This window comes from Pantoea sp. SO10, from assembly GCF_005281435.1.
Classification (GTDB): domain Bacteria; phylum Pseudomonadota; class Gammaproteobacteria; order Enterobacterales; family Enterobacteriaceae; genus Pantoea; species Pantoea leporis.
In genome coordinates this window covers 99,026-124,013 of the sequence record NZ_CP040097.1, presented here as the reverse complement: position 1 = coordinate 124,013, position 24,988 = coordinate 99,026, and the positions used below count along the sequence as shown (strand labels likewise).

The 24,988-nt window shown below is 50.3% G+C and carries 20 protein-coding genes and 4 pseudogenes; 7 read left to right on the top strand and 17 right to left on the bottom strand.

All coding sequences use genetic code 11. The annotated features are described in order from the left end of the window. Window positions 1-6 precede the first annotated feature (6 nt). From FCN45_RS23525 to FCN45_RS23510, 4 genes and pseudogenes are all read right to left on the bottom strand, one after another. Window positions 7-732: an SDR family NAD(P)-dependent oxidoreductase gene (locus tag FCN45_RS23525; RefSeq protein WP_137387546.1), complete on the bottom strand. Its 726-nt coding sequence runs from the start codon at window positions 730-732 to the stop codon at window positions 7-9. Next, entirely contained in the window at window positions 716-2,047 is a 1,332-nt protein-coding gene (locus FCN45_RS23520) for an MFS transporter (protein WP_137387545.1), read from the bottom strand. The genes FCN45_RS23525 and FCN45_RS23520 overlap by 17 nt, the downstream gene beginning before the upstream one ends. 69 nt (window positions 2,048-2,116) lie before the next feature. Next, window positions 2,117-2,655, bottom strand: a pseudogene (locus tag FCN45_RS23515) (2,4'-dihydroxyacetophenone dioxygenase family protein). 196 nt (window positions 2,656-2,851) lie between these two features. Beyond that, window positions 2,852-3,488: pseudogene (locus FCN45_RS23510) on the bottom strand (bifunctional 4-hydroxy-2-oxoglutarate aldolase/2-dehydro-3-deoxy-phosphogluconate aldolase). A gap of 219 nt (window positions 3,489-3,707) precedes the next feature. Between FCN45_RS23510 and FCN45_RS23505 the strand changes: the two are divergent. Then, entirely contained in the window at window positions 3,708-5,045 is a 1,338-nt protein-coding gene (locus tag FCN45_RS23505; protein WP_137387544.1) for an MFS transporter, read from the top strand. A gap of 43 nt (window positions 5,046-5,088) precedes the next feature. Here the strand turns inward: FCN45_RS23505 and FCN45_RS23500 are convergent, their stop codons facing one another. Beyond that, entirely contained in the window at window positions 5,089-6,324 is a 1,236-nt protein-coding gene (locus tag FCN45_RS23500) for an L-dopachrome tautomerase-related protein (RefSeq protein WP_137387543.1), read from the bottom strand. A 730-nt stretch (window positions 6,325-7,054) separates the two neighbouring features. Here FCN45_RS23500 and FCN45_RS23495 point away from each other — a divergent pair. The 5 genes from FCN45_RS23495 to FCN45_RS23475 all read left to right on the top strand — a co-directional run bounded on the left by FCN45_RS23495 (window position 7,055) and on the right by FCN45_RS23475 (window position 11,903). Then, window positions 7,055-8,395: an MFS transporter gene (locus FCN45_RS23495; protein WP_137387542.1), complete on the top strand. Its 1,341-nt coding sequence runs from the start codon at window positions 7,055-7,057 to the stop codon at window positions 8,393-8,395. A 117-nt stretch (window positions 8,396-8,512) separates the two neighbouring features. Further along, window positions 8,513-9,472: a C-terminal binding protein gene (locus FCN45_RS23490; protein ID WP_137387541.1), complete on the top strand. Its 960-nt coding sequence runs from the start codon at window positions 8,513-8,515 to the stop codon at window positions 9,470-9,472. A gap of 24 nt (window positions 9,473-9,496) precedes the next feature. Next, complete coding sequence (locus tag FCN45_RS23485; protein WP_137387540.1) at window positions 9,497-10,153, top strand: RraA family protein; 657 nt, start codon at window positions 9,497-9,499, stop codon at window positions 10,151-10,153. A gap of 57 nt (window positions 10,154-10,210) precedes the next feature. After that, the gene (locus FCN45_RS23480; RefSeq protein WP_137387539.1) at window positions 10,211-11,143 is read left to right on the top strand and encodes a sugar kinase; all 933 of its coding nucleotides are present in this window, start codon (window positions 10,211-10,213) and stop codon (window positions 11,141-11,143) included. Between the two features lie 124 nt (window positions 11,144-11,267). After that, complete coding sequence (locus tag FCN45_RS23475; RefSeq protein ID WP_137387538.1) at window positions 11,268-11,903, top strand: GntR family transcriptional regulator; 636 nt, start codon at window positions 11,268-11,270, stop codon at window positions 11,901-11,903. 83 nt (window positions 11,904-11,986) lie between these two features. On the opposite strand, the pseudogene FCN45_RS23470 reads toward FCN45_RS23475, so the two are convergent. The 3 genes and pseudogenes from FCN45_RS23470 to FCN45_RS23920 all read right to left on the bottom strand — a co-directional run bounded on the left by FCN45_RS23470 (window position 11,987) and on the right by FCN45_RS23920 (window position 14,393). Further along, window positions 11,987-13,257 (bottom strand): annotated as a pseudogene (locus tag FCN45_RS23470) (MFS transporter). A gap of 2 nt (window positions 13,258-13,259) precedes the next feature. Further along, window positions 13,260-13,886: pseudogene (locus tag FCN45_RS23925) on the bottom strand (mandelate racemase/muconate lactonizing enzyme family protein); the annotation flags it as partial. 96 nt (window positions 13,887-13,982) lie between these two features. Further along, the gene (locus FCN45_RS23920; RefSeq protein WP_371419620.1) at window positions 13,983-14,393 is read right to left on the bottom strand and encodes a hypothetical protein; all 411 of its coding nucleotides are present in this window, start codon (window positions 14,391-14,393) and stop codon (window positions 13,983-13,985) included. A gap of 138 nt (window positions 14,394-14,531) precedes the next feature. Here FCN45_RS23920 and FCN45_RS23460 point away from each other — a divergent pair, with 138 nt between their 5' ends. Further along, window positions 14,532-15,218, top strand: a complete 687-nt coding sequence (locus tag FCN45_RS23460; RefSeq protein ID WP_168197494.1) for a FadR/GntR family transcriptional regulator — start codon at window positions 14,532-14,534, stop codon at window positions 15,216-15,218. A 183-nt stretch (window positions 15,219-15,401) separates the two neighbouring features. Here FCN45_RS23460 and FCN45_RS23455 read toward each other — a convergent pair whose 3' ends face one another. From FCN45_RS23455 to FCN45_RS23415, 9 genes are all read right to left on the bottom strand, one after another. Next, complete coding sequence (locus tag FCN45_RS23455) at window positions 15,402-16,535, bottom strand: SMP-30/gluconolactonase/LRE family protein (RefSeq protein WP_137387536.1); 1,134 nt, start codon at window positions 16,533-16,535, stop codon at window positions 15,402-15,404. 123 nt (window positions 16,536-16,658) lie between these two features. Beyond that, window positions 16,659-17,345 (bottom strand): GntR family transcriptional regulator, encoded by a 687-nt coding sequence (locus FCN45_RS23450; protein WP_168197493.1) that lies wholly within the window; start codon window positions 17,343-17,345, stop codon window positions 16,659-16,661. A 109-nt stretch (window positions 17,346-17,454) separates the two neighbouring features. Further along, the gene (locus tag FCN45_RS23445) at window positions 17,455-18,459 is read right to left on the bottom strand and encodes an ABC transporter permease (RefSeq protein ID WP_168197492.1); all 1,005 of its coding nucleotides are present in this window, start codon (window positions 18,457-18,459) and stop codon (window positions 17,455-17,457) included. A gap of 9 nt (window positions 18,460-18,468) precedes the next feature. Further along, a complete protein-coding gene (locus FCN45_RS23440) occupies window positions 18,469-19,449 on the bottom strand; it encodes an ABC transporter permease (RefSeq protein ID WP_137387533.1) in 981 nt (326 codons plus the stop codon). After that, the gene (locus FCN45_RS23435; protein WP_137387532.1) at window positions 19,446-20,963 is read right to left on the bottom strand and encodes a sugar ABC transporter ATP-binding protein; all 1,518 of its coding nucleotides are present in this window, start codon (window positions 20,961-20,963) and stop codon (window positions 19,446-19,448) included. Before FCN45_RS23435 ends, FCN45_RS23440 begins: the two co-directional genes overlap by 4 nt. Window positions 20,964-21,031: 68 nt before the next feature. Further along, window positions 21,032-22,036: an ABC transporter substrate-binding protein gene (locus tag FCN45_RS23430; RefSeq protein ID WP_137387531.1), complete on the bottom strand. Its 1,005-nt coding sequence runs from the start codon at window positions 22,034-22,036 to the stop codon at window positions 21,032-21,034. 46 nt (window positions 22,037-22,082) lie between these two features. After that, entirely contained in the window at window positions 22,083-22,859 is a 777-nt protein-coding gene (locus FCN45_RS23425; RefSeq protein WP_137387530.1) for an SDR family NAD(P)-dependent oxidoreductase, read from the bottom strand. A gap of 11 nt (window positions 22,860-22,870) precedes the next feature. Continuing rightward, window positions 22,871-24,037, bottom strand: coding sequence for a mandelate racemase/muconate lactonizing enzyme family protein (locus FCN45_RS23420; RefSeq protein ID WP_137387529.1), 1,167 nt, complete (start codon window positions 24,035-24,037; stop codon window positions 22,871-22,873). Between the two features lie 48 nt (window positions 24,038-24,085). After that, on the bottom strand, window positions 24,086-24,973 hold the full coding sequence (locus FCN45_RS23415) for an SMP-30/gluconolactonase/LRE family protein (RefSeq protein WP_137387528.1): 888 nt from the start codon (window positions 24,971-24,973) through the stop codon (window positions 24,086-24,088). Window positions 24,974-24,988: the final 15 nt, after the last annotated feature.

Genomic DNA, 24,988 nt, shown 5'->3' with positions numbered 1-24,988 from the left:
TAATCGTTATGCCGTTAAGTAACCCCCGTCCACCGGCAAAATCGTACCCGTAATGAACGAAGCTGCAGGACTGCAGAGAAAAACCACTGCCTTAGCCACATCCGCCGGGGTGCCCCAGCGTTTGAGGGGGGTGCGGGACAGGATCGGCTCCGCACGCAATGGGTCATCTTGCAGCGCCTGCGTCAAAGATGTCGCAATCCAGCCGGGGGCCACCGCATTCACCCGGATCCCTTCAGCTGCGTAGGCAATCGCAAGAGATTTAGTGAGTTGCATAATGCCTCCTTTGCTGGCGCTGTAAGCCGGCACCAAACCGCCGCCAAAAAAACTCAGCATTGAGGCGGTATTCACAATGCATCCTCTGCTCTGCGCAAGTTTTTCGCGTGCAGCAGCGCAACAACGCAGCGTGCCGGTGAGGTTAATATCAATGACGTTCTCGAACACGTCAACCTGATGCTCCTTCTCCCTGCTGATAATTCCCGCGCAATTGATGAGCAGATCAAGCTGAGGCAACTCGTTGATAACAGACATTATCGCTGCGTTGTCGCGCACATCTAACTCCTGAACAGCAATGTTCGATTCGGCTGGGAGTGGGTGAGATTGACTTTGCACGCCTGCAGCAATCACCTTCGCGCCCAGTTGAGCCAGCGTGGCAGCGATACCGGCGCCAATTCCCGTGGTTCCACCCGTAATTAAGGCAGTTTTTCCGGCGAATAAATCAGTGTGAAACGTCATAGTGTTGACCTTTTTCATCAATATGAGGGGTAATATCTGTTTGTTCAGGTAACGGTTTTTTCACCAGCAAGAAGTAAACAAGCGCGGCGATAACCGCGATAACCGCACTGGCCATCAGCGCGTTGTCGTAGCGGCCGGTATGCTCCACCACCCAACCGGTGACAATCGGAGCAAAGGAGCCGCCAAAATAACCGCCAAAATTCTGGATACTGCCCAGTGAAGCCACCAGACGTTTGGGAACGATCACGCTGACCATGGTCCAGCAGGCGGCGCTCGACATGTTGATAAAAAACATAGCCACGCATATACAACCGATGGCAACGCCATTACTGCTGGCAAAGATGGCAGGAAGCGTAAAAGCCGCCCCGCCAAGCAGACCGACGCATACCGGCCACTTACGACTGGCAATCAGCGGCATGCCCCGCGCCGCCAAAAAATCGACAATGCGGCCTGCCCCCATCATGCCGGCCATCCCAAACAGATAAGGCAGCGCCACCAGCCAGCCAGTATGTGCTACGGACAAGCCCCTTTGGTGTTCGAGATAGCTCGGTAGCCAGGTAAGATAGAGCCATACCATGTAGATCACGCCCATGAAGCCCACTAACATGCCCCAGGTGGTGGCATGGGCAAACAGACCGCGCCACTCCTTACCGCTGATACTTTTTTCACTGACCCGAAAGCGTTCGCCCTCTTCCAGATAGGCCACATCAGCAGCCGATAACGGCACCTGCTGACGATTGCGGTAATTCAGATACCAGCCAATAGCCAACATCATGCCCAGCACGCCGGTGAGGATAAACATCCAGCGCCAGCCGATAGTCAGCATAATGACCGTCAATAAAGGAGGGGCAATGCAGGGGCCGATACAGCTTGAAGCGATAAAAATTCCGGTGGGCGTGCCTCTTTCGCGTTGGTTGTACCATTCACTGATTACCTTGGCACCGGCAGGAAATAACGGCGCTTCGCAGGCCCCTAATACCGCACGTGACAGCAGGAATATGGACAAGTTATTAACCAGACCACAGGCGGCCTGCGCCAGCGACCAGAAAAACATGCCAAGCCCGAGCATGATGCGAGAACCGAAACGGTCCAGCAGTGCACCAACCGGTAACTGGGCAAACGCATAGGAGAGCGAAAAGGCCGAGAGTAGCCATCCCATTTCGGTGGGTGAGATGTGGAGTTCTTCACGTATCGCCGTATTGGCAATCGACAGTGCACTGCGATCGATATAGTTAATGATGCCAGCGGCTATCAGGAACAGCAGCGCAACCCACTGTATCCGCGCCACAGTGGCCGTTTTTGCATGAACAGGCATAATCTTCGTCTCTTATTATCGGATTGCAGGTGTATGAGACTGTAGGGTTGAGGCTCACATTGCCGTGTGTCAGCGAATAAACTGATCGACGTAATCTGCCCCAAGGCCAACGGATTCGTAGTGTTTACGACACATATCAATTTTGGTGAACACATCCTCAAAACCAATATGTTCGCCCCAGGGATCGACGTAGTACATGCATCCATGCACCTGGAACATGGTGATCATCTCTTCCACATCTTCATCGACCACCAGCGTGTGCGTTTCACCCGGGGGTTCAAAAACATACCCCCCTCCACGGCTTCCCAGTCATGTTCAAGATAGCGCCAGCGCCCTTTGATGACGTAAGCATGGACCGGAGCCGGATGACGGTGACGACTCAATACGCCTGATTTCCTGACCCGAAGAAGGTTCATCCAGTAACCCGCCGAACGATTCAGACACAATGGTCTGAACCACACATTCTCGGCCTGAGGTACCCAAATACGTTCATCATCGGGCACGGCATTCGGCACCACTAAATCAGGCACCATGTCAGTGGGTTGATTGAATTGATAGGGCATACGGCGCAGGGTTTCTGCATCTTGTTTGATTTCTGATTTGCTCATCATAGCCTCATTGGTTGTCCATATTGTGGATAACAAATCCACAATATGAATATATTAAGTCCAGGATTTAACAAGCTGGCAATATCTTCTGCGTAAAACTGTGGGGAAGTTCACTAAAGCCAGATCAATGGCATGGGATTACAGACTAAGATGCAACAGCATTGCGTTATAGGGGGTGACGCAATGCTGTATGCCTTTAGTCTTTTAAACTCATCGTGTATTGGGCAAGTTGGGTGATGGCAGCATAGTTTTCATCGCGCAGCATTTGTGGTGTCGCCAGCCACGATCCCCCCACACAAACGACGTTAGGCAAATCCAGATAACGCCGGGCATTGGTCGCCGTTATGCCGCCGGTCGGACAGAAACGTACGGCCGAAAAAGGACCTGCTACTGCTTTCAGCGCCTGTACACCGCCGTTGGCTTCAGCAGGAAAGAATTTGAACTCCGTCAGGCCCCTTTCCAAGCCCAGCATCAGTTCAGAAACCGAACTGATACCCGGTATGAATGGCACCCCCGGCTTATCGCGTGGCGTAAAAGCGCATCCGTGATGCCGGGGCTGATCACAAATTTTGCGCCTGCCGCCTCGGCTTCCCTGAATTGCTGATTGGTAATGACAGTACCCGCTCCGATGATAGCTTCCGGCACGTGCTCAGCTATTTGGGCAATAGCTTCCAGTGCGCAATCGGTTCTCAACGTCACCTCCAATACCTTAACCCCCCCGCCAACAGGGCTCTGGCGAGTGGGACAGCCTGAGAAATCTTTTCAATGACCAGGACCGGGATCACTGGTCCCTGTTGCATCACATTTAAAGCGGTTAACTGTACGTCGGACATTTATCACTCCTGTTGTAAATCACATTAATTCTGACATGTCATGAGTTGTGACGGATATATCATGCCCGCCTGTTGATGGCGGGTTTTTTGAATGAAAACCGAAGTAAAATCTATATTCGTGATCGAAATCTAATCATTTGAATAAACCACTTTTGGGTTCCTCTCACTAATGCTACTTATTCTGACATGTCAGATGGCATTTAAAAACAGGATAATGTGATGAAACCTCTCAATACTTCACCACCGGCTCACCGGGGAAACAAACGCTGGGGCGTGGCGTTTATTTTGCTGATAGGCGGGTTTATCAACTATCTCGACCGTGCCAGTCTCGGCGTGGCGGCACCTTCAATGATGAGCGATCTCCATTTAACCAATACTGATATTGGCTTAATGGGCTCGGTGTTTTCCTTATGCTTTGCATTCAGTCAGTTGCCCGCGGGCTGGCTGGCCGACCGCTTTGGCCCCCGAAAGGTCTACGCGTCTGCAGCGTCACTGTGGGGCTTATCCACGATGCTGACAGGTTTATGCAGCACCTTGCCAGCACTCCTGGTTGCTCGCGGATTACTGGGGATGACGGAAGCCCCCGGCTGGCCAACTTCTGCCAAAATCACGTCAATCTGGTTTCCCCGTAAAGAGCGGGCACTGGCCAGTTCTATCTGGGATGCCTCATCCCGATGGGGGCTTGCCTTCGCCCCCCCACTGCTGGTGTTTATGAGCATTCATTTTGGCTGGGGGGCGCTTTTTTACCTTGCTGGCAGTCTGGGCGTGTTGTTCGGTATCGTGTTTTTTATGATTTATCGTCACCCGGAGAATCACGGCAGCATCGGCGCTGCAGAGCGTGATTACATCCTGGCTGATGGCGGTGGTAGTTTGCCGCAACAAACCGACGGGGAGCGGGTAAAGTGGAGCGAACTTTTCCGTTATCGCTCCATGTGGGGCATGATGCTGGGCTGGTTCTGTTATATCTGGCTGTTCAATATCTTTGTCACCTTCCTGCCGCTTTACCTGATGAAAACGCAAAACCTGACGTTAAGCAGCATGGGTATTTATGCCAGTATCCCCTATCTGGCGGGCATTGTCGGTGCAGCCCTGGGAGGTTATGCGGTTAAACGACTGATTGATGGACGCCACGTGGCCGAACCCCTCAAGGCCAAGAAAATCGTCATTATGGTCGCCGCCTTGATCAGCGGTGCGACCACGGTCGCAGTGCCGTTTTGTGACTCTCTGGTTGCTGCTCTCACGATGATGACCGTTGCCATGTTCTTTCTCTCTGCGGTGTCCTGCACGTGCTGGGCGATTCCCGGCGATGTCGCATCAAACGACATAGTGGGAACAGTGTGCGGGATTCAAAACTTTGGCGGCTTCTTTGCGGGTGCCTTATCCCCACTGGTAACGGGTTATATTGCCGACGTCACGGGATCTTATGCGATGGCGTTTATCAGTGGCGGTGCGATCGCGGCGTTAAGCGGGCTGTGCTACTGGTTTATGGTGAAGAAACCGATTGTTCGCCATGATGAGCACTCTGCGGCGGCAAACCAGGCTTTGCAAAGTCACTGAAAGCGGTGTTGAGAAGGCAGGTTTTACCTGCCTTTTCTGTTCCTTACTTCGCGGTATAAGCTTCCCCACCAACGTGTACTTTATAGATGCGGAAGTTTGGCACCGCCGGATTATCAAAATTCATCTCCCCTCCCACCCATGAGTTCAGATGATTACTCACGAAGTAGAGATCGCCCTTACCTCCCCAACCAATCGTATCTGGCCAGGCAATCGCATTATCCGTCACGTAAGGGGCCACCTTGCCGGTTTTGGCATCGCGCTTCATCAGGCCATTCAATGTCAGCGCCGTCATATAAAGGTTACCGGCCCGATCTGCTGTCATCCCGTCAGTGTTCGATGGCAGCGTATTTGCCACTTTAATACCCTTTTCAATCTGCGCTTCGGTTTTAGAAAAATCACGCAGCAGCGAGGTAGGCACACTCATCAGGCGGTTGCCCGTCAGATTGGTCCAGTACAACGTTTTTTTATCACCGGAAAGTGCAATCCCGTCCGCGCCTGTAAGCATGGCATTGGGCTTGCCGTCTTTATCTTTCAGGACTTTCTCACCGTGAATACTGAAGGTGAAGCCTGGCTGGTCATTAACCCATTCGGGATTGGTTAACACCTTTTTAGCCTGCCCGCTCTTCATGTTGTAAACCAGCAATGCGCCTTTGAGTGGGTGGCACATGATGCCGGAATCGGTGATGTATACGACACCATGGTCGTTATCGACCGCCACATCATTGAGGAACGAGCAGGTAAAATCGACCTGGTCACTGGTGAAGGTATAACGTGCAACTTCTTTATTTGTGTTCAAGTCCCATGCAATGAGCTTTTCATCACCCGCTTTGTTTGGCGCGCCTGCGATGTGGCCTTGATCCAGAATCCACATCACGTTGTTGCGGTCAATTTCAAACCCCAACACCGCTTTCAGACCTAATGGATTTTTCACATCATTCATTTCAAGACTTGGGAACGGCTGGAGCTGCCATTTACCCTCTTTTTTGACCAGACGGGATAAGGTCGCGGGGACCTCGGCACCGCCCCAGCGCGCGGTGCTGACATAAATATTACCCTGTGCATCGACCTTCACGCCGTGCAGCATTGCTTTGGTATCGTTCTTTTGCCATGCGGCTTCAGCGGCAGCATTGCCGAGATCGTAAGGAAGGCGGTTCCATTCAGCAACGACCTCCAGTTTTGGTTGTGTCTCACTCATAGCCATTATTGGTACGGCTGCGAGAACGCCAGCCACCAACATCGGTAACAAAGCAGTATGTGTAGCCAATTTATCGGTAACCATTTGATATTCCCCTGTCAATTGCCAGACCTTTCTGACATGTCAGAATCTAACATTGAAAAGTTTATTTCTCCGATAATTATTTTTTTAAAACCAATGCTGCTTCACATAAAACCTATCCAACAAAACAGCCGGTGTTCTATACAAAACATTTGGATGCAAATGAAAATTATCACAACAGGGTTTATAACCATAAACTTCAAGCATTTATATAAATTTAATGCCGCATTAGTTAATTGAAATCCTGGAGAGTCCAATTATAAATATTATCTATACCTCCCATAAAAATAGTTTATATCATGGGTGTGTATTATCTGGCCCCCACCAATAAACTCGTGTTTTAAACCTCGCATCAGTAAATGAATGAAGTAAACCCCCTCATCAAAACCCACTTAAGTTGCTGTTTATAAATTGAAATTAACACAATCACCTCTAACATGTTAGATACTATTTAACCTTGCCCTGTCTAGTGTTAGCAACTTGCACGCCAACCCACCATCCATTCGTGACAAGCATCACAATATTTCGCTATTTCATCACGTTGTTGTGAGTGACGTTACAAAAACACAACATTCATCATGCGAAGAACCATCCAGTTGATAGAGTATCTAACATGTCAGTTATGCATGCTCAGCTGTTTAGTTTGACCTGTCCAACAATACCTTTGGAGCCATGGATCAGATCTTCGTTCTGATTGGGTTCTCAACACAACATAAGAAGCAGGGTTTCCATCATGAGTTCACTTACACGCCAGTCAGCGCCCGACGTCGCTGATGAGATTGAAAAATCGACCATACGAAAAACCATCATGATGCTGGTTCCACTGATGCTCGCGATGTACGTTGTCGCTTACATCGACCGGCAGAATATCAGCTTCGCCAAACTGCAGATGGTGAGCAGCCTCGGCTGGAGCGAGTCCGCCTTTGGCCTGGGCGCATCGCTCTTTTTCATTGGCTATCTGCTCTTCAGCGTACCGGGAAATTTAATCCTGTCGAAAGTGGGCGCTAAACGCTGGTTCGCACTCAGCCTGTGTGCATGGGGGATCATCACCATCGCGCTGGCATTTACACAAAGCCTGACGATGTTCTACTCGCTGCGTTTTGTATTGGGTCTGGCTGAGGCCAGCTTTTATCCGGGACTGATTTTTTACTCTACACAGTGGTTCCCCACCAAATACCGTCCGCGCATCGTGGGTTATCTGGTTACGGCCAGTATGTTCGCTAACATGATTGGCGCCCCTCTGAATGGTTCTCTGCTCAGTATGCACGGCATCATGGGGTATGAGGGCTGGCAGTGGCTGTTTCTGGTGACCGGTCTGCTGGCGCTGATTCTGGTGGTACCGGTGCTTTATTTCTTCCCAGGTACACCTGAAGAGTCACGTTTCTTATCAACCGATCAGAAAAAATGGCTGCTGCAACGTTTAGAAGCCGAGCGACGCGAGCAAACCGATAAATCGGTTGATACCCTGTTCAAATCACTCACTGACACACGCGTGTTAGCACTGGCGCTGGTTTACGGTTTTATCTGCTTTGGTGCCTATGGCATCAGCTACTGGATGCCTACTATCGTGAAGTCGTTTGGCGTTTCCGACATGGCCAATGGTTTCCTGAATATGATCCCCTGGGCGCTCGTGATGCTGTTGCTGCGCTGGCTGACAAAAAATCCGGACCGCACCAACAACCCGCTGATTAACGTCGCTATGCCAATGTTTACCTCAGCGTTATGTCTGGTTGGCTCCGTTTACTTCTTCTCACAGCCGGCCATCAGCTTTGCCTTTATCTGCGGCGTGGTGTTATCAGTGTTTGCCATTCAGCCCTGCTTCTGGAACATGGCCAAGTTCCTTTCCGGCGCGTCCGCCGCCGCAGGTCTGGCCGCCATCAACTCACTGGCTAACCTGGGGGGATTCTTCGCGCAAAATACTATCCCCCTGGTACGTGATCAGATGCAGAGCGCCTCTGCACCGATGGTATATCTGGCGATTGTCATGCTGGTCGGCGGGGTCTGTACCGTAATGATCATCAAATGGTTGCAGCGTAAAGGTGCACCATCAACCGCCACCCCAGCTACCAACTAACATTTCAGATATAGAAAATATATGTGACGAACATCACCTTTTAAGTTAACAGTCATTGTTAACTCGGCGTGTATTCGTCACCATAAATTAAAACTAACATGTCAGATTGAGATAATCATGAAAAAGATTGTGGTTCTCGAACCAGGCTATGAGCACTACCAGGAAGAGATCGATGTGCTGGCTGCATTCAATCCTGAATTCATCGTGGTGCCCAAAAGTGCCTCACAGGAAGAACGCGCCAGAGCACTGCTGGAGGCAGATGCATTAATGATCCGTGAAGCGCCACTCCCGCAGGAATACATCGCATTACTGGATAAATGTCAGGCGATTGTGCGCTATGGGGTGGGTGTCGATAACGTTGATCTTGCCGCAGCGAAAGAGAAAGGCATTTATGTCGCGAACGTGCCCGATTACGGTTCGGAGGATGTCGCTGAGCACGCGCTGGCCCTGCTGTTGGCAGCAACACGTCGCATCACCTCACGCAACAAACAGGTTCATGAAGGTCAGTGGAACATTGGACAGGCAGAACCGATGTATCGCCTGAGCGGCAAAGTCTTGGGCATCGTCGGCTTTGGCCGTATTGCCCGTTGCCTGGCAACCAAAGCCAGCGGCATAGGCTTCAGCCGCATGCTGGTGTGCGATCCGCTGCTCAGCGAAGCCGATGCCTTCACGGCGGGTGTTGAGAAAGTATCGCTTGAGGCGCTGTGTCAGCAGGCCGACCTTATCTCACTGCATGTGCCCCTGTCTGATAAAACGCGCCATCTGATCGGTGCTGAACAACTGGCACTCATGAAAGCCACCACAATATTGGTCAATACCTCGCGCGGTGGCCTGATCGACGAGACGGCGCTTTATCAGGCTCTGGTTGAAAAACGACTGTTTGCCGCCGGGCTGGACGTCTTCGAGCAGGAACCGGTTCGTCAGGACCACCCTCTACTCACCTTACCTAATGTGATTTGTACCGATCACACCGCCTGGTTCACGGAGGAATCCGTTATTGAACTGCAGCGAAAAGCCGCGCAGGAAGTCTTGCGCATTCTCGAAGGCAACAAACCCCTGAACTGGGTTAACCCATAAATTTCCGTTTCCAAGGAGCACACCATGTACAGCAAAGACATTATTGAAGGTTATCGCGCGATCTTCTCCACAGCCTCTATTGCCGATGCCTGCGACCAGATTGTTGGTAAAACCATGTTTTTACCTTTCGAGGTAAAGAACCGCATCAACGATAAAAAGATCGTTGGGCCAGCAGTAACCATTCTTGAAGACGTCACAGAGGAAAAAGTACCGCCACAACATGCGCTTGATGCCATTGATGAATCCGAAGCCGGTTCAGTCATTGTGATCGGCGGCTGCACGGCGCTGGAAACGGTCGCCGTGTGGGGTGGCCTGATGACCGCCGGTGCCGTGGCCAATAAACATGAAGGCGCAGTATTAATGGGTGGCGTGCGTGATTTAATTGAAATTCGCCGCGATTACGACTTCCCGGTCTTTGCAAAAACCGTGACGCCGGGTACCACGCTGGGCCGTTTTAAAACTCTCGCCTCCAACAAGCCGCTGCAAATGGGTGACGTCACGGTTCACCCCGGTGACCTGATTGTGGGTGATGTAGACGGCGTGGTTTGCGTGCCACAGGCACATGTCGAAGCAGTGCTTGAACTGTCCATTTCAATCGATAACCGTGAGCTGGAACAGGCAAAACTGATCATCGCGTCAGGTTCACTGCGCGAAGGTCTGGCGAAGTACGGCCGTATCTGATCCCTTGCATTTCAACGCCCTGAGGCTGTTCAGGGCGTTCTCCACAGGATCTCTTTTATGAAAACTTTCGATATTCTTTCTTTTGGCGAGCCGCTGTATGAGTTCAGCGAGTTACCGCAGGGCGAAACCCCAACGCGCTATCTCAGCGGCTTCGGCGGTGACACGTCAAATTTTGCCGTCAGCGCTGCACGACAAGGCGCAAAAGTCGCCATGCTGACGCAACTGGGAAATGATGTGTTTGGCGATAAATTTATCGCCCTATGGCAGCAGGAAGCGGTGAATACCGACTTCGTGTTACGCCATCCTGATGCGCCCACCGGGATTTACTTTATTACTCATGATGACACAGGGCACCACTTTACCTTTTATCGCAAGGGATCGGCAGCGTCACTCCTTCGCCCCACTGATTTACCGCAGGCTGCAATCCAACAAGCACGCCTGTTACATACCTCGGCCATTACACTGGCCATCAGCGATTCTGCCAGTGATAGCGTATTTGCCGCCATTGATACGGCGCGCCAACATGACACGCTGGTCTCATTTGACACCAATCTGCGTCTTAAACTGTGGCCACTTGCGCGTGCGCGTGCGGTGATCCATGAAGTCGCGCGTTTAGTGGATATCTGCCTGCCCAGCCTGGATGAGGCGCGTTTGCTTACCGGTCTGGAAGATGCCGATGCCATCGCCGATTTCTACCTTGCACTCGGCGTAAAACATCTGGTGTTGAAAATGGGCAGTGACGGAGCGATGTATGCCAGCTCGGACCAGCGTTTACGCGTGGCAGGACACAGTGTTGACACTGTAGATGCCACGGGTGCAGGCGACTGCTTCTCCGGTGCATTTCTGACACAGTTTCTTGCCGGAAGCACACCTGCTGATGCATTAAACTATGCCAATGCTGCAGCGGCACTCACCACCACAGGCTATGGTGCGGTAGCCCCCATCCCTGGCCGCAATCGTGTAGAAACCTTTATTGCTTCTCTGTCTTAATGGCTCGCGCGCATTCAACAGGATGCGCGATCTCCTTTCAATGCGTGTCCGACCAAGAGGTTATCTGGTATAAAGACAGCTTCTGCCGTTTAGGCAATCGCAGGTAATGGAGAAGTCACAAAGCATGGCGCAGGACCTTCTGAAAGACGTAGTGTATAAGCGAATCAAGGACATGATTATCAACGGTTCGTTGCCGATGGGAGGTAAACTGTCGGAATCTGCACTGGCCACCCGTCTTGCAGCCACCAAAGCGCCGGTGCGCGATGCATTGCGACGCCTGCAAAGTGAAGGTCTGGTGCAAATCAAACCCAAAAGTGGCACCTTCGTTTTTAGCCTTAGCGACGTGGAGTTTAAAGACCTGCTTGAGTTTCGTTTCTACGTTGAAGCGAAAGCGATGTCACTTTCACTGAAAAAGAATCCTAAGCAGTTGGTGCAAGAGATTTCCGCCATTCTCGACAATATGGATTACTGCATCAGTAATGGCTCCACCGTTGAATACATTCGACTGGATAACCTGTTCCATGAAGCCCTGTTCAACTGGTGCCAGAACCCTTATCTCACTCAGGCCTATTCGCTTATCTCATCTCGCATGGCCACCATTCGTCACTATATGGGCAGTAATGATGAGCACATGAGTCGTTCTTATCAGCAGCATGTCACCATTGTGAAGGCCATGCGGGAGAATGATTACAATACGGCTCTCGAGGCCTTACAGGGGCACATCCTGCCGGAGTACGGCGCTTACTGGGGCTTGCTTTAATGTTAGGGGAAATTATTTAAAGACTAAAACCCGATTTTACCGGGTTTTATTTATACACTCTCCTATATTTTGAAAGCTACAATTTATTCGCTGTAAAAGTTTAATGCGTCTTTCATTTCTACAGCTCTTCTCTTCTGCATTCGCCCCCAGATTATCAGTGAAACTGAGCCGCAAATAACAATAAAACCAATTACAACGAAACCTGCCATATACGATCCAGTTTTCATATACATCATACCCACTAAAAACCCTGCGATTGTTCCTCCGCCGCCTGAACCTATGCCATTAATAATTCCGGCAGCAGGGCCAGTAGCATTAGGTGTTACACTCCCCTGAATCAATGACCAGATATTTGGTGAGAAACTACTGGCGTAATAGCCCATAGCAATGGTTATTAATGCGATTTTTAGAACGGCATTATCAATTAGTGGTAATGAAATAATTAAACAGCCTGGGATCAATAACCCCAATGACGCTATCAAAACACGCTTGTTGGTTTTATCACTGATTTTGGCGATAGGAATTGCTAAGAGCACGGCAGCCAGATATGGCACAGCACTCGCGATAGCCTGCGAAAATCCAGTGAATCCGAGCGAACGAACTACTAACGGTATCCATAATGTTATCCCCCAGAACAGCATACTTTGCGCAATGTAGGTAAAAATCAGGAAAAAGAACGATGGTCCACCAAAAGAATCCAGTGTTAATTTTTCCGTGATACCTTTTACAGCACTCTCATCTCTGTATGGTGCTTCTGTTTCCGGTCGAAGGTTTCTCAAATACAGCGGTACGATTAATACTAAGCCTAATCCACCGGTAATGAAAAAGAGTACACGCCAGCCGAAGGCATCATACAGCGGGGTAAGAATAATAAAGCCTAAAGCCAATGCTAAGTATTGTCCATAAAATTGAACCACACTATTGGCTCGCGTTCGCTGATGGGGCGAGAACCAGGCGCGTGCGAAACGAGATTGTTGTGGCCAATATATCCCTTCCGTAATACCGAGAAGAATACGGCAAGCCAGCAATACCCAAATAGAATGAGTAAATCCAACAATGACTGTAGCAACAGACCAGATTGTAACGCACCAGATTGCAACACGTTTTGGGTCAGATTTACGTGTAAATAATCCCCCCAACACGTTGGAAATGGTATACCCAATAAGGAAAGTAGTCAGGGCCCAGCTTGAAACTTCTGCGAAATTTGCACCTGAGAAACCCAGATCTTTTGACAGCTCAGGCAAAGCTACTGACAAGTTGGTTCTATCCAGATAAGAAACAAACATCCCTAGCAATAACGACCCCCGACTTTCAACCAAGGGCTTTCCGAGGTACTTATATTTTCAGCTTGCATGATTAATTTACCTTATACGCATGTAGCGCTTCACGGTTTATCTCAATGCCGAGCCCTGGCCCCTGAGGAATGGTAATGCGCCCCTGCTGGTGTGTAATTGGATTATTGAGTATGGCCATGCGAACAGGATGTTCAGTCTGGTCAAATTCAAAAATGGGCTGCTTGGGATACAGGGACAAAGGAGTGTGTGTGGGCACCATCGCTATGAATTGCAGCGATGCAGCGATTCCAATCCCACTCCCCCAGACATGGGGATTCGTTCGCACCCCAAAGCTCCAGGCCATATCTGCAATTTTTTTGCACTCTGATAAGCCTCCTGCGGCACAGATATCGGGTTGAATAATATCCATCGCGTTATGGATCAAAATGTCCCTGAATCCCAGTCGCGTGTACTCACACTCGCCACCAGCTACAGGGATGGTCAGAGCCGATTTGACGGCCTTATAACCGGCCAAATCTTCTGGTGGTACCGGCTCTTCAAACCAACTAATGTCATGCTCCTCGATTAGCCTTCCTAACTGAATCGCAGAGACCGCATCATATGCGTGATTAGCATCCACCATTAATTCAATATCAGGGCCAATCGCTTCACGTACAGCAGCAGTAATTGCTGCATCTTCTTTTACGCCAAAACCGACTTTAAGTTTGAGGGCCTTAAATCCTTCTTTGACATATCCAGCAGCCTCTTCAGGGAGATATTTAAACGGATCGCCCTCGTTGCGACGCTATAGGCCGGTAGCATAAGCCTGCACATCATCACGCATCGCACCGCCCAACAACTGGTACGATGGACAGGAGAAATATTTACCGCGGATATCCCAAAGAGCGATATCCACGCCACTTAGACCTTCAACGACCAGCCCTTTCTGCCCGTGATCGCGCAGTCTGGAGTAGATGTCTTCCCATAACAAATCTGATTTCAATGGGTTAGCGCCTACTAACCAAGGTTTAATCCCCCTTACTACGGCTTCAGTCATTACTGCGGGGCCATAGCATTCTCCCCAACCAATCAAGCCATTATCAGTTTCAATCTCAACGATCATGGCAGTTCTTGTGTCATACCATGCTCGTGAATAGGCGAACGGCGTACTCAGCTTTGCCGATAAAATGTGTGTTCTGACATCTTTAATTTTCAAATTTGACTCCCTTGCTGCCTGGTGTTGATGTGTTACTGATATAATTAACAGTAATGGTAAACTCATAAAATATGATAAATATGATTTTTTTGACGGAGTTCATAAAATATGATTTTTTCCGCCTCATTGAAGCGCACTATGGCCGATCAGTTAGTAGAAGATTTGGGTCGTCAGATCATTGACGGCAGGCTCCAGCCGGGCGAGCTTTTGCCAAATGAAACGCAACTTTTGGAAAACTATGGTGTGAGCCGAACGGTTCTACGTGAAGCCCTGCAGATTTTGATTTCAAAAGGGATGTTGGATTCACGTCAGCGAAAAGGGACTACGGTCAGACCCAAAATCAGCTGGCAGCAGCTTGATCCTCAGTTCCTCGATTGGCACCACACTATGGCTGGAGGAGCTGAGACTTTGGCACAATTAATGGAAGTTCGACGTATTGTTGAACCACCGGCTGCCGCACTTGCTGCTACACGCGCCAGCGACGAAGAGAAATCAGGAATACAGGCAGCGTATGAAAGGATGTTTGCAGCTAAAGGTAATGTTGAGCAATTTATTCGTGCCGATTTGGAGTTTCACACCGCTATTTTACAGGCCTCTCAAAACCAGTTCTTGTTGCCGATTGCTCACGCTATACGCACTACTATGTTGATGTCATTGCGATTAACAAACCCTGATCCCAGCGAGAACCATGAGGTTTCTCTTCCGTTACATAAAGCATTACTTGATGCAATTTTAAGCGGAAATGCTTCTCAAGCATCGGCGGCAATGCATGAACATTTAGATGATACGGAAAGAAGACGGCAGCGAGTCGGGGCAAATTCTTAACCGAATTAACGCTGATTACAGGATAAAAATGGGCTTATACCGCCTGGTCAAGAACGGTATAAGCTGCAGTCGTATGCTTAATAGTTATACTTGCGACATTCTATTGGTTCGATAATGTGGGAGCACCGCATATTCTATTTTGTTACTGGCGACTACAAGGCGGTTATTGTTTCCCCAAGAACCTCAGGCTCCCGTGACGGCATGTCCTAAATGGATTCCAGCAATACTGTGTGGCAGGTCAACACGATAGATATAAAAAACCTGTTCAGACGTTGTGCTTTTAACGGGCTGTTTAACGGGGATGTAAAGCCCACGGTCCGATGAAATGAACGAGCCATCCGGGCGAATCAGCCGCGGGTCACTAATCAATACAGCTGTTTTCCCCTTCGGTGACCACACAGTGATGTTGTGCGTCACAGTTTCGGAAAAATAAACATTCCCCTCTGAGTCCATCGCACAGCCACCGGAGAAATTATTGTCATACACTGCTTCAACATGAGCGGCCAATTCGACATCAGACAGGGTGTTATCGCGCAGCAGCTGTGTTTCAACACGATAAAGAGGCCCCGTTGGTGCGGCCCAGTACAGCCATTTACCATCGGCTGTGATCTCAATCATATCGCTATTAGGTGGATGGAAGGTTTTTCCACCTTTCACATGCGCCAACATCGCTGGTGGAGCCTTATTACTGGCTTTAACCACGGGAAGTCCAGATAAGCGTCGGGTTGTTTTTCCGGTTTCCAAATCATGAATGATGATCCCACCTATCCCAGAATCCGAGAGATACATCAGCGACCCATGGAAGCGCAGGTCGTTTAGTTGCGAACCCGGTGGCAGTATCTGATCATCAAATCGCAAGATTCTGAGAATCTTTCCACTGTTGGCGTCCAGTTGCACAATTTTTTGCGCTCCTGGGGCAGGTTTACTGTATTTCTCCCCAAATATACCGGCACTCAATGAACCCTGATCGACACACCATACCGTATCATCGTCAAACACATGCACTGAGTTGAGATAGATAAAAGCTTCACTCCCGTCATCCCCCGGCTTCCAGTCGTTCCAGCTATTGCCAGGAAAAGGTTGCATGCTGCCGTCTTCAGCTAGTCGTGCCAGTGAAGGGGTTGAATACTCAGCAGAATAGCGCGGCAACCCGAGAAATAGCCGGTTATTACGCGTAATTGCCACCTGATTTGCCATCCATGGGGACTCTACAGCAACATTCAGTGCCAGAGTAGGCAATGAAGCACGGCTTACCGGGATCCGCATGATACTGAGCACTGCAAGACCTTTAATTAAAGCGCGACGAGAGTACGGCAATTTACGATCCTTTATCGCTGAGCTGAGGGGATATCCTAATTGCTAATCCTCTTTGATACTTAACGTCTTGGTGAAAAGCTATAGCTGGATATTCGTACAAGAAATCAAAGAGCTGCTGGACCTTCATCCCATATTTATCAGTAATTTTTGAATTCTTTCGGAAGTAAATGTCAGATGTCGATACATGGCTAATGAAGCTGCATCTGCATCTCCCGCAATCACCGCGTCACAAATCGCCACATGCTCAGGCAAAGTCGTTAAAAAAGGCTCCTGCAATTGTGAAGCAATGGTGTTTTGACACCACTCAATCTGACTCCACATCTCCTGCATCATTTTGGTTAATCTGACGTTATCGCAATACTGCAGTGCCAGTTTATGGATAAGTAAATCTACTGCCGGGAGTGATTGGTCAACGCTGTGTTGATGTAATTTTTCTCCCGCTTGTAGGTAAAGTTGGCGCGTTTTTTCTGCTTCTTCACGAGGGATATTGGGCGTGGCCAATCGAATCGTTGCACTCTCCAAGGCGATACGCACATCAAATAACTCTTTTACATCTCGATCGTTCAACGTTGCGACAAAGACTCCGCGGCGAGGAAAAATCTCCATCAACCCCAGTGCTTCTAATTTGCGTGCTGCATCGCGCACAGGCGTGATGCTGATGTTCCATTGTGTGGCGTAGTAGCTAAGATCAACACGCTGACCTGGCGTCAATCTACCTGAAATGATCTCCTGGCTCAGCGCATCAACGATTTGATTGCCAAGCGTCTCCAGAGATATCGCGGGTAGCGCATCAGTTTGAATTTTAGTCATTATTGTCATCCAGTACATCGCTCGTTATGCAGCTAAAATAGTTCAGGCTTTAGATCTTATATATCAGTCTACGTAGCGAGTTGGGGTGAAACAAGTCCACCCATTTTGCTTACGCCTTATCGTGGTGGATATGGCTATACATAGAGACCGCGATCAGAATGACAAAACCGTTGATTGCATTTTGTACATAGGGTGAAATCAGTAGAATGTTCATCAGGTTGCTGAGTGCGGCCAATAAAAGAACCCCCGATATCGCATGCTTAACCCCACCGAAACCACCAGACAAACTAATCCCACCCACCACCAGCGAAGCAATGGTTGTCATCAGCATATCCCCGCCTGAAGCCGCAGCAACATATCCAGTTCGGCTCAGAAACATGAAACCGGCCACTCCCGCTGCCAGTCCACTCAACATGTATACGCACAGCCGTACATTATTGACCGCCACACCAGAGTAATGGCTTGCACGCGCATTCGAACCAATAGCGTAAAGCTTTTTGCCGAAACGGGTGCGATTTAGCATCCACCAAGTGATGGCTGCCATAGCAATAAAGAGGTAGATCGGTGCAGGCAGCCCCAGCCAGATACTATTACCGAAATGAGTGAAAAAAGGATCGGGGTAGTAAATGGGGGAACCTCCGGTGGTGAGTAGAATGATCCCTCCCAACAGGAGTGTACTCGCCAGCGTTGCGATGAATGCCGGGATGTGCAGGCGCGTGACCATCAACCCATTCAGTAAGCCAAAAAGTAAGGCCGTCAGAAATCCGGCCGCAATAGCAGGCCACAATCCGATATAGGGCAGACCTCCCAGGAGCATCATTGATTGTTGTTCCGAACCTGCTCCTCCCATGATGACAGCTGAAAGGATGAGAATGCCGACCATGGAAAGATCTAATCCTCCAGATATCACCACCACTGATTGCCCTAAAACCAGCACCCCTACAATTGATGCCTGATAAGCAATGGTGATCAGGTTATCTGGCCGAATGAACACACCGCCCGAAACGGCTGTCGCCAGAAGAATAAAGGCGAGTAATACTACGACCGTTCCATTTTCTTGCCAGAATGCTGGATTACGAAGGTTCAACCCCGATTTAGCTGTTTGCGTTGTCATCGTCATCTCCTACACTTTTTCTGCGCGCATGGCCGTTGCACCGACAACCGTAATAATCACCAGCGCTTTAACAATGTCCTGATAGAAAGGATCGAGCCCCGCCAGGTTCATCACGTTGGCAATCGTTTGATAAATCAACACCCCCATCATCGCCTTCAGGATGTTGCCTTCTCCACCAAACAGCCGTGTGCCTCCGATAACGATCGCAGCAATAGAATCCAGTTCCCATCCCTGCCCGACATGAGGAACGCCCGATGAGGTTCGCACCACCAGCATCAATCCAGCCAATGCCGATAGCCCACCAGCCAGGGTGTAAACAACGATTTTGTGCGTTCTCACGCCGATCCCGGCCAGAGTGGCGGCACGCTCATTGCCACCAATCGCATATAAATTCCTGCCAAACCGGAGGGATTTCAGCATCCAGTAAAGAAGGCAACCTGCTATCAGCCATGTCAAAACAGGCAGTGATAAAATTGAAAAACTGAATTTAAATGCGGCCAGTTTTGCCATTGGTACCGCCACGCTTTTTTCCGACACTACAAACGCTAATCCTCTTGCGATGCCCATGACGCTGAGTGTGGCGATCATCGGTGGTACTCTCCCCCACGTGACAGCAATCCCACTCAATAAACCCAAGGCAGTACCTGCCACGCACCCCAGCGCCATGCCAAGTCCGGTTGACATGGGAACAGCACTGGCAAATATCACTGACGAAAGCGCCAGAATGGCTGCAACAGAAAGATCGAAACCGCCTACCAACACCACCAGAAACTGTGCGCAGGCAAGGATGCCGAGGATAGAAGCCTGATTAAGAATGTTGCTGAGATTGATGCTGGTCAGGAAAACCGGCGATATGATCGAAGCCACCACCGCCATGCCAACCCAAATGATGACCAACGCCCAGGCAGAAAACATCTTACTGAGCAGAGTTTGGACAAGGGGACGATGGAGAGTTAACGTCTCCTTCTTGTTAAATGTCATCGAGTTCATACTGCCTCCTGTTGCGGGGTGTGTGCGGCAACCGCAAAAGACATAATCTCTTCCTGGCTGGTTTCAGCGGTGTTGAGCAACGCTGTCTGACGGCCTTGTGCAATAACTAATACGCGATCGGAGATGCCCAATACCTCAGGGAGTTCAGACGACACCACCACCACGGTGACGCCCGTCTGAGCTAGCTCGTCAATCAATCGGTAGATTTCTGCTTTGGCATTAACATCTACCCCTCGCGTAGGTTCATCCAACAGCAACACTTTCACACCCGCGGCCAGCCATTTGCCGATCACGATTTTCTGCTGGTTTCCACCTGACAAACTGCCTGCCAGAGCCTGTCCTGAGGGCGCTTTTATGCCTAACTCTTTGATGAAGCGTTCGCTGACTGCCCGCATCTCACTGCGACTAAAATGCAAAATGTTGCCCAGCCGATTAATGATGGGGTAAATAAGGTTGTCGTTAATGGTGCGGTTAAGTATGAGCCCGCTTTCGCGACGCTCTTCCGGAACCAGCCCCAAACCGAGTCGCACGGCGTCTCGGGGATGACGTATCGTTACCCGGGTGCCATCGATGCTAATGCTGCCTTTATCTGCTTTGCGCAAACCAAATAGGGTTTCAAGGAGCTCACTGCGGCCGGCACCAATGATGCCCGCTATCGCCAGCACCTCCCCTTTATTGACACTGAAGTTTATTTCTTCGAATTCTCCATGACGCCCTAATCCTTCGACCTTTAACCCAATGTCAGGCGTTTTTCGTGAGCCGCGAGGAAATTGTTCAGCAAGCGGTCGTCCAACCATCGCTTTGATGATGTCACTGTGACTGAGCAATGCGACATCAGCCGTCAGAATATAGTACCCGTCACGCAATACAGTGAGGCGGTCACCTATGGCTGTCAGTTCTTCCAGGCGGTGGGAGATATACACAATACCTAATCCCTGCTGTCGCAGTTTGCGCAGCAAAACAAACAGGTTCGCTACCTCATTGTCGGTCAGTGAAGCTGTAGGTTCATCCAGAATCAGTAGACGATTATTATGACTCAGCGCTTTGGCAATCTGCACCAGCTGTTGCTGAGCAGGGGCAAGACGATCAACCCGGGTATCAGGCGATACATCCAGGTCAAAATTGCTTAACAGCTTTTGGGTATTCTCGCGCAATGCGTTATGGTCAATGCGCCCCAGACTTTTCATTGGCTCATGGCCAATGAATATGTTTTCAGCCACGCTCATCGCCGGTATCAGATCAAGCTCCTGCCAGACAATGCCGATGCCATGATCGAGGCGGGTTTTGGCATCCAGTACCGTAGGTTTGCCGTCAATATAAATGGTGCCGCTGTCCGGCTGAGTTGCACCTGTCAAAACGCGCATCAGGGTGGACTTCCCGGCACCATTTTCACCGACCAGACAGTGGATCTCGCCGGCTACGACATCAAAATCGATACCGCTTAGGGCTTTCACGCCCGGATAAGTCTTCTTAATGCCCTCGAGTCGGGCCAGTTGCTGGGTGTGGGGTTGCATATTCTGTTTCCTGGTGTTGTGCCAATGAGAAAAGCAGGCCGCAATTCCTGCAACCTGACATTGCCGGGTCAGCAGCAGCCGACACCCATCGCTTTCAACTCCTGAATACGCAGCGGTAAACGAGCCCGATTCTTGTCGGTATCTCGCTGGAAAATCTCTTTCGGCACATACTGGATTTTGGGGTCAATAGGTTTGCCCGCTTTGAACAGTTTGAAGACTTCCAATGCTTTTTCGCCAAAGAACGGCGGCGTTTGCACGCTAAAGCGCGCGTCACCCTTGATCATGGCCTGCAGGCCATCAACCGTACCGTCCTTACCCCACAGGTAACCCAGCAACTCATTTCTGCCTGCAGCTTTGATGGCCTGAATGCCACCAATCATCATGTCATCACTGTCAAAAACGATGCCGTCAATCTTGCCTTTAGGGAATGCCTGAAACAGATCTTCCACACATTTACGGCCTGGTTCACGCGAATAAAGACCGTCGCAGCTGGCGACAAATTTGATATCAGGATAATTGCTCAGCACGTTATCGAGTCCTTTTTGCTCATCCACAACCGGAGACGCACCTTTATTACCGGTGATATGCAGCAAGTTTCCTTTTGGCGCACCATTCTTTTCGGTTAATCCTTTCACAACATCTTTAGCCACCAACTCACCGGTATCGACAAAGTTGGTAGTCAGTAAGGCAAGCCATTTTCCTTTTCCAGGTTCACCAGGCAAGGCGCGATCCACAACGATCAGCGGTACATTTGCTTTGGTGGCCATATCCGGCACAGGCGCCAGTGGTTCATATTCGATAGGAGCCACGATCAGAAGTGCGGGCTGACGTGCCAGCAAATCCTCAATGTCGGAGATTTGTTTGGCTGGGTCAGAGTTGGCATTGGTCCAGACAAAGTCATAACCGGCGTCTTTGAAGGTTTTTTCCATGTCTTTGGTATCCATCACGCGCCACTCGTTTTCCATACCTGCCTGTGAAAAGGCCACCAGTTCTTTTGCCCAACTTGCCGTGGAAGCGGTAAGCAGAGCGAGCGTCATTGCGCCAGTGAGGGCATATTTTTTTGTAGTTTTCATTTTGACTTCCTCGATTGTAGGGTGAGGTTTGTAGTGGGTATTGCTGTCAGGTCATTAAGAATCCACCGGTGACGTTGAGCGCCTGGCCAGTCATGGCACTGGCCGCGTCGCTGGTCAAAAACATCAGTGCGGCCGTTACCTCATCGGCAGTGACAAAGCGTTTCATTGGTGCCGCCTCTTCCCAGGTTTTACGCATATCCTTCAAGCTCTTTCCTTCAGCCTCCGCCTGACGCACCATCACATCTTCAATTCTGTCCCCTTCAATGGGGCCCGGGCATACGGCATTAACACGGATGTGATGATCGACGAGCTCCAGCGCCAGCGTTTGATTGAGACCTAACAGGGCCCACTTTGAACAGACGTAATCTGCGCGATAGGGCAGTCCGCGCCGTGCGACATTCGAGGCAGTAATACCAATAGCTCCGCCGCCACTGGCTTTCATGAAGGGAATAACCGCCTGCGTGACCAGCATGGTGCCGGTAAGATTGATATCCAGGGTTTCACGCCATTGTGCGAGCGGCATATTTTCCACCAGATTGTAGTGTCCGTTAAAACCGGCATTGTTAATCAGCACATCAATACGGCCACTAAAGAAGGCTGCCGCTTGCTTCACCGCCATTTGCACGGCGTCCTGATCGCGCACATCCGCCTTAAACGCGACTGCCTGTTGGCCGATCGCCTGCACTTTCGCCACCGTGTCACTGGCATCGGCAAAGTCGATAATGGCGACGGAAGCGCCCTCACGAGCATATGCAGTGGCAATAGTCTGACCCAGACCGGCAGCAGCACCGGTGATAAGTACGTTTTTTCCCTGAAATCTCATGTCAGTTCTCCTCAATACGAATATTGGTTAAGTATGTCGTCTCGCACCGTTACACCCAGACCCGGTGAATCCGGAACGGCAAGACTGCCATCAATCAGTTCGAAGTGTTGATGCAGCAAGTCATCACGCAGCGGGTTATGCTTACGATCGAACTCAATTACTGGCTGGTTTAGCAGGGGAAGCCCATTCGCGGTAAACGGGAAGGGAGGAATGATAGCGACGGCCTGGAGCGCAGCAGCCACGGCGATACCGGATCCCCATACGTGGGGTACGGTTGCCACCCCCCAGCTGTTGGCCAAGGCCAGAATGTGCGTGAAGGCTGTGAAACCTCCGCAAACGGCCAGATCGGGCTGCACAATGTCGACACAACCGCCCGAGATAAAATCACGGAATCCATAACGGGTGAATTCGCACTCTCCCCCCGCAACAGCGACAGGGTTTTCCGCGCGCACTTTGCGATAACCTTCGCGATCTTCTGGTACTACGGGTTCTTCAAAAAACAGCACCCCTAACTCCTGCATCATGCGCCCCATACGCACTGCGGTGGCCGCGTTGTACGCATGGTTAGCATCCACCAGCAAGCCAATATCTGGGCCAACGGCTTCGCGGATGGTGCGTAAGCGGGCGATGTCATCTTCCAGCGAGAGCAGCCCAATCTTGACCTTCAGTAAACCAAATCCGGCATTGGCATAGCTGGAAGCCTCAGTTTGCAGTGACGTCAGAATAGAGGGCAAATCTTGAAAACTTTCCGGATAGTAGCAGCCTGTTGCATAGGCGGTAATTTTGTCGCGAAAACGCCCGCCCAGTAGCTTCCAGACAGGAATCCCGGCGGCTTGCCCGGCAATATCCCAGAGTGCGATATCAATAGCTGAGAGCGCCTCTATATAAGTACCCCGCTGACCAAAATCCCTGGAGTAAGCGTACAGCTCCTCCCAGATACGCACTGGCTCTGTCGGGTCGCGCCCGAGGATCCGAGGAGCAAAAACGTGGTCAACGACAGCAGCTACAGGCTGAGCGGGACCATACTGCCCCCCCTCCCCCCAGCCAACCAGCCCGTTATCCGTCTCAATCCGAACCAGATAGCTGTTTCTTTCCGGAAACGCAGCCTGCGATGAATAGAACGTTTTATGCCCAAGCGGCACACGTAATAGATGAGACGTCACGGATTTTATTTTCATTTATAAGTCACTCATAAAGGAAAGAGGCAGGACAGTGGACGATGCAGTTTAGCGATTGAAACGATGCTCTCGCTGGCCCCGCACACCCGGTTTAAAAGCAAAAAGGTTGCCGGCTAATGGCTGATGATGGCGTTGTTCATCTGTTAATCCCCACCAGGCGGTGGTGACAAACAGCACATCATGATTTTTGCCTCCGAACGTCAGGCAGGTTGGGTTATCGACAGGTAGGGACACGATGCGGTCGATAGCACCATCAGGTGAGTAACGTACAATACGGGCCCCGCCCCATTGGGCATTCCACAGATAGCCTTCTTCATCCACCACAGACCCATCAGCCAAACCCGGTTGTTCACTAAGGTCGGCAAACAGGCGAGCTTCGCCGACTTCACCTGTTGTCAGGTTGTAGGGATAAGCTTTAATGGTGCCTTCCGGCATGTCCGCGAAGTACATCGTGTGGCCATCAGGGCTCCAGCAAAGTGAATTTGCACATGAGATATGCGGTATACACATACTCACCAGATTGCTTCCTTCCCAACGCCAGAGAGCTGATTTCGGTAACTGCGGTGAGCCCTCATGCATACCACCACTGAGAAACCGTCCGGCCGGGTCGACTCTTCCATCATTCAGCCGGGTGTGCGGGATATCAGACTCGACATCTGCACACCACTCAACCTCGCCGGACTCCGGATCAAGCAGCCCAAATCCTTTTTCAAGCGCTAACGCTAGACCAGTTCCTTCACACAAGCCGATCGCGCCAACCCGATGCTCAGTGTGATAAATACGCGGAGAGCTTGCGTCATCTGGAGACCAGCACCATAACTCTCTGGCATGAATATTTGTCCACCAAAGCTGTTCAGTACGGTCATCCCATAGAATGCTTTCCCCCAGGACGTTTTGGCAGTTGAGCAGGACTTGAGGTAAATCGGTGAGTTGCATCGCTAAGGTATCCAA

Excerpts from the sequence above, each read along its gene's own strand:
- FCN45_RS23420 (WP_137387529.1), bottom strand. The coding sequence starts at position 24,037 with ATGAAAATAAAATCCGTGACGTCTCATCTATTACGTGTGCCGCTTGGG.
- FCN45_RS23460 (WP_168197494.1), top strand. The coding sequence starts at position 14,532 with ATGGCCGATCAGTTAGTAGAAGATTTGGGTCGTCAGATCATTGACGGC.
- FCN45_RS23485 (WP_137387540.1), top strand. The coding sequence starts at position 9,497 with ATGTACAGCAAAGACATTATTGAAGGTTATCGCGCGATCTTCTCCACA.
- FCN45_RS23505 (WP_137387544.1), top strand. The coding sequence starts at position 3,708 with ATGAAACCTCTCAATACTTCACCACCGGCTCACCGGGGAAACAAACGC.
- FCN45_RS23430 (WP_137387531.1), bottom strand. The coding sequence starts at position 22,036 with ATGAAAACTACAAAAAAATATGCCCTCACTGGCGCAATGACGCTCGCT.
- FCN45_RS23480 (WP_137387539.1), top strand. The coding sequence starts at position 10,211 with ATGAAAACTTTCGATATTCTTTCTTTTGGCGAGCCGCTGTATGAGTTC.
- FCN45_RS23520 (WP_137387545.1), bottom strand. The coding sequence starts at position 2,047 with ATGCCTGTTCATGCAAAAACGGCCACTGTGGCGCGGATACAGTGGGTT.
- FCN45_RS23525 (WP_137387546.1), bottom strand. The coding sequence starts at position 732 with ATGACGTTTCACACTGATTTATTCGCCGGAAAAACTGCCTTAATTACG.
- FCN45_RS23415 (WP_137387528.1), bottom strand. The coding sequence starts at position 24,973 with ATGCAACTCACCGATTTACCTCAAGTCCTGCTCAACTGCCAAAACGTC.
- FCN45_RS23440 (WP_137387533.1), bottom strand. The coding sequence starts at position 19,449 with ATGAACTCGATGACATTTAACAAGAAGGAGACGTTAACTCTCCATCGT.
- FCN45_RS23500 (WP_137387543.1), bottom strand. The coding sequence starts at position 6,324 with ATGGTTACCGATAAATTGGCTACACATACTGCTTTGTTACCGATGTTG.
- FCN45_RS23475 (WP_137387538.1), top strand. The coding sequence starts at position 11,268 with ATGGCGCAGGACCTTCTGAAAGACGTAGTGTATAAGCGAATCAAGGAC.
- FCN45_RS23450 (WP_168197493.1), bottom strand. The coding sequence starts at position 17,345 with ATGACTAAAATTCAAACTGATGCGCTACCCGCGATATCTCTGGAGACG.
- FCN45_RS23445 (WP_168197492.1), bottom strand. The coding sequence starts at position 18,459 with ATGACAACGCAAACAGCTAAATCGGGGTTGAACCTTCGTAATCCAGCA.
- FCN45_RS23435 (WP_137387532.1), bottom strand. The coding sequence starts at position 20,963 with ATGCAACCCCACACCCAGCAACTGGCCCGACTCGAGGGCATTAAGAAG.
- FCN45_RS23490 (WP_137387541.1), top strand. The coding sequence starts at position 8,513 with ATGAAAAAGATTGTGGTTCTCGAACCAGGCTATGAGCACTACCAGGAA.
- FCN45_RS23495 (WP_137387542.1), top strand. The coding sequence starts at position 7,055 with ATGAGTTCACTTACACGCCAGTCAGCGCCCGACGTCGCTGATGAGATT.
- FCN45_RS23425 (WP_137387530.1), bottom strand. The coding sequence starts at position 22,859 with ATGAGATTTCAGGGAAAAAACGTACTTATCACCGGTGCTGCTGCCGGT.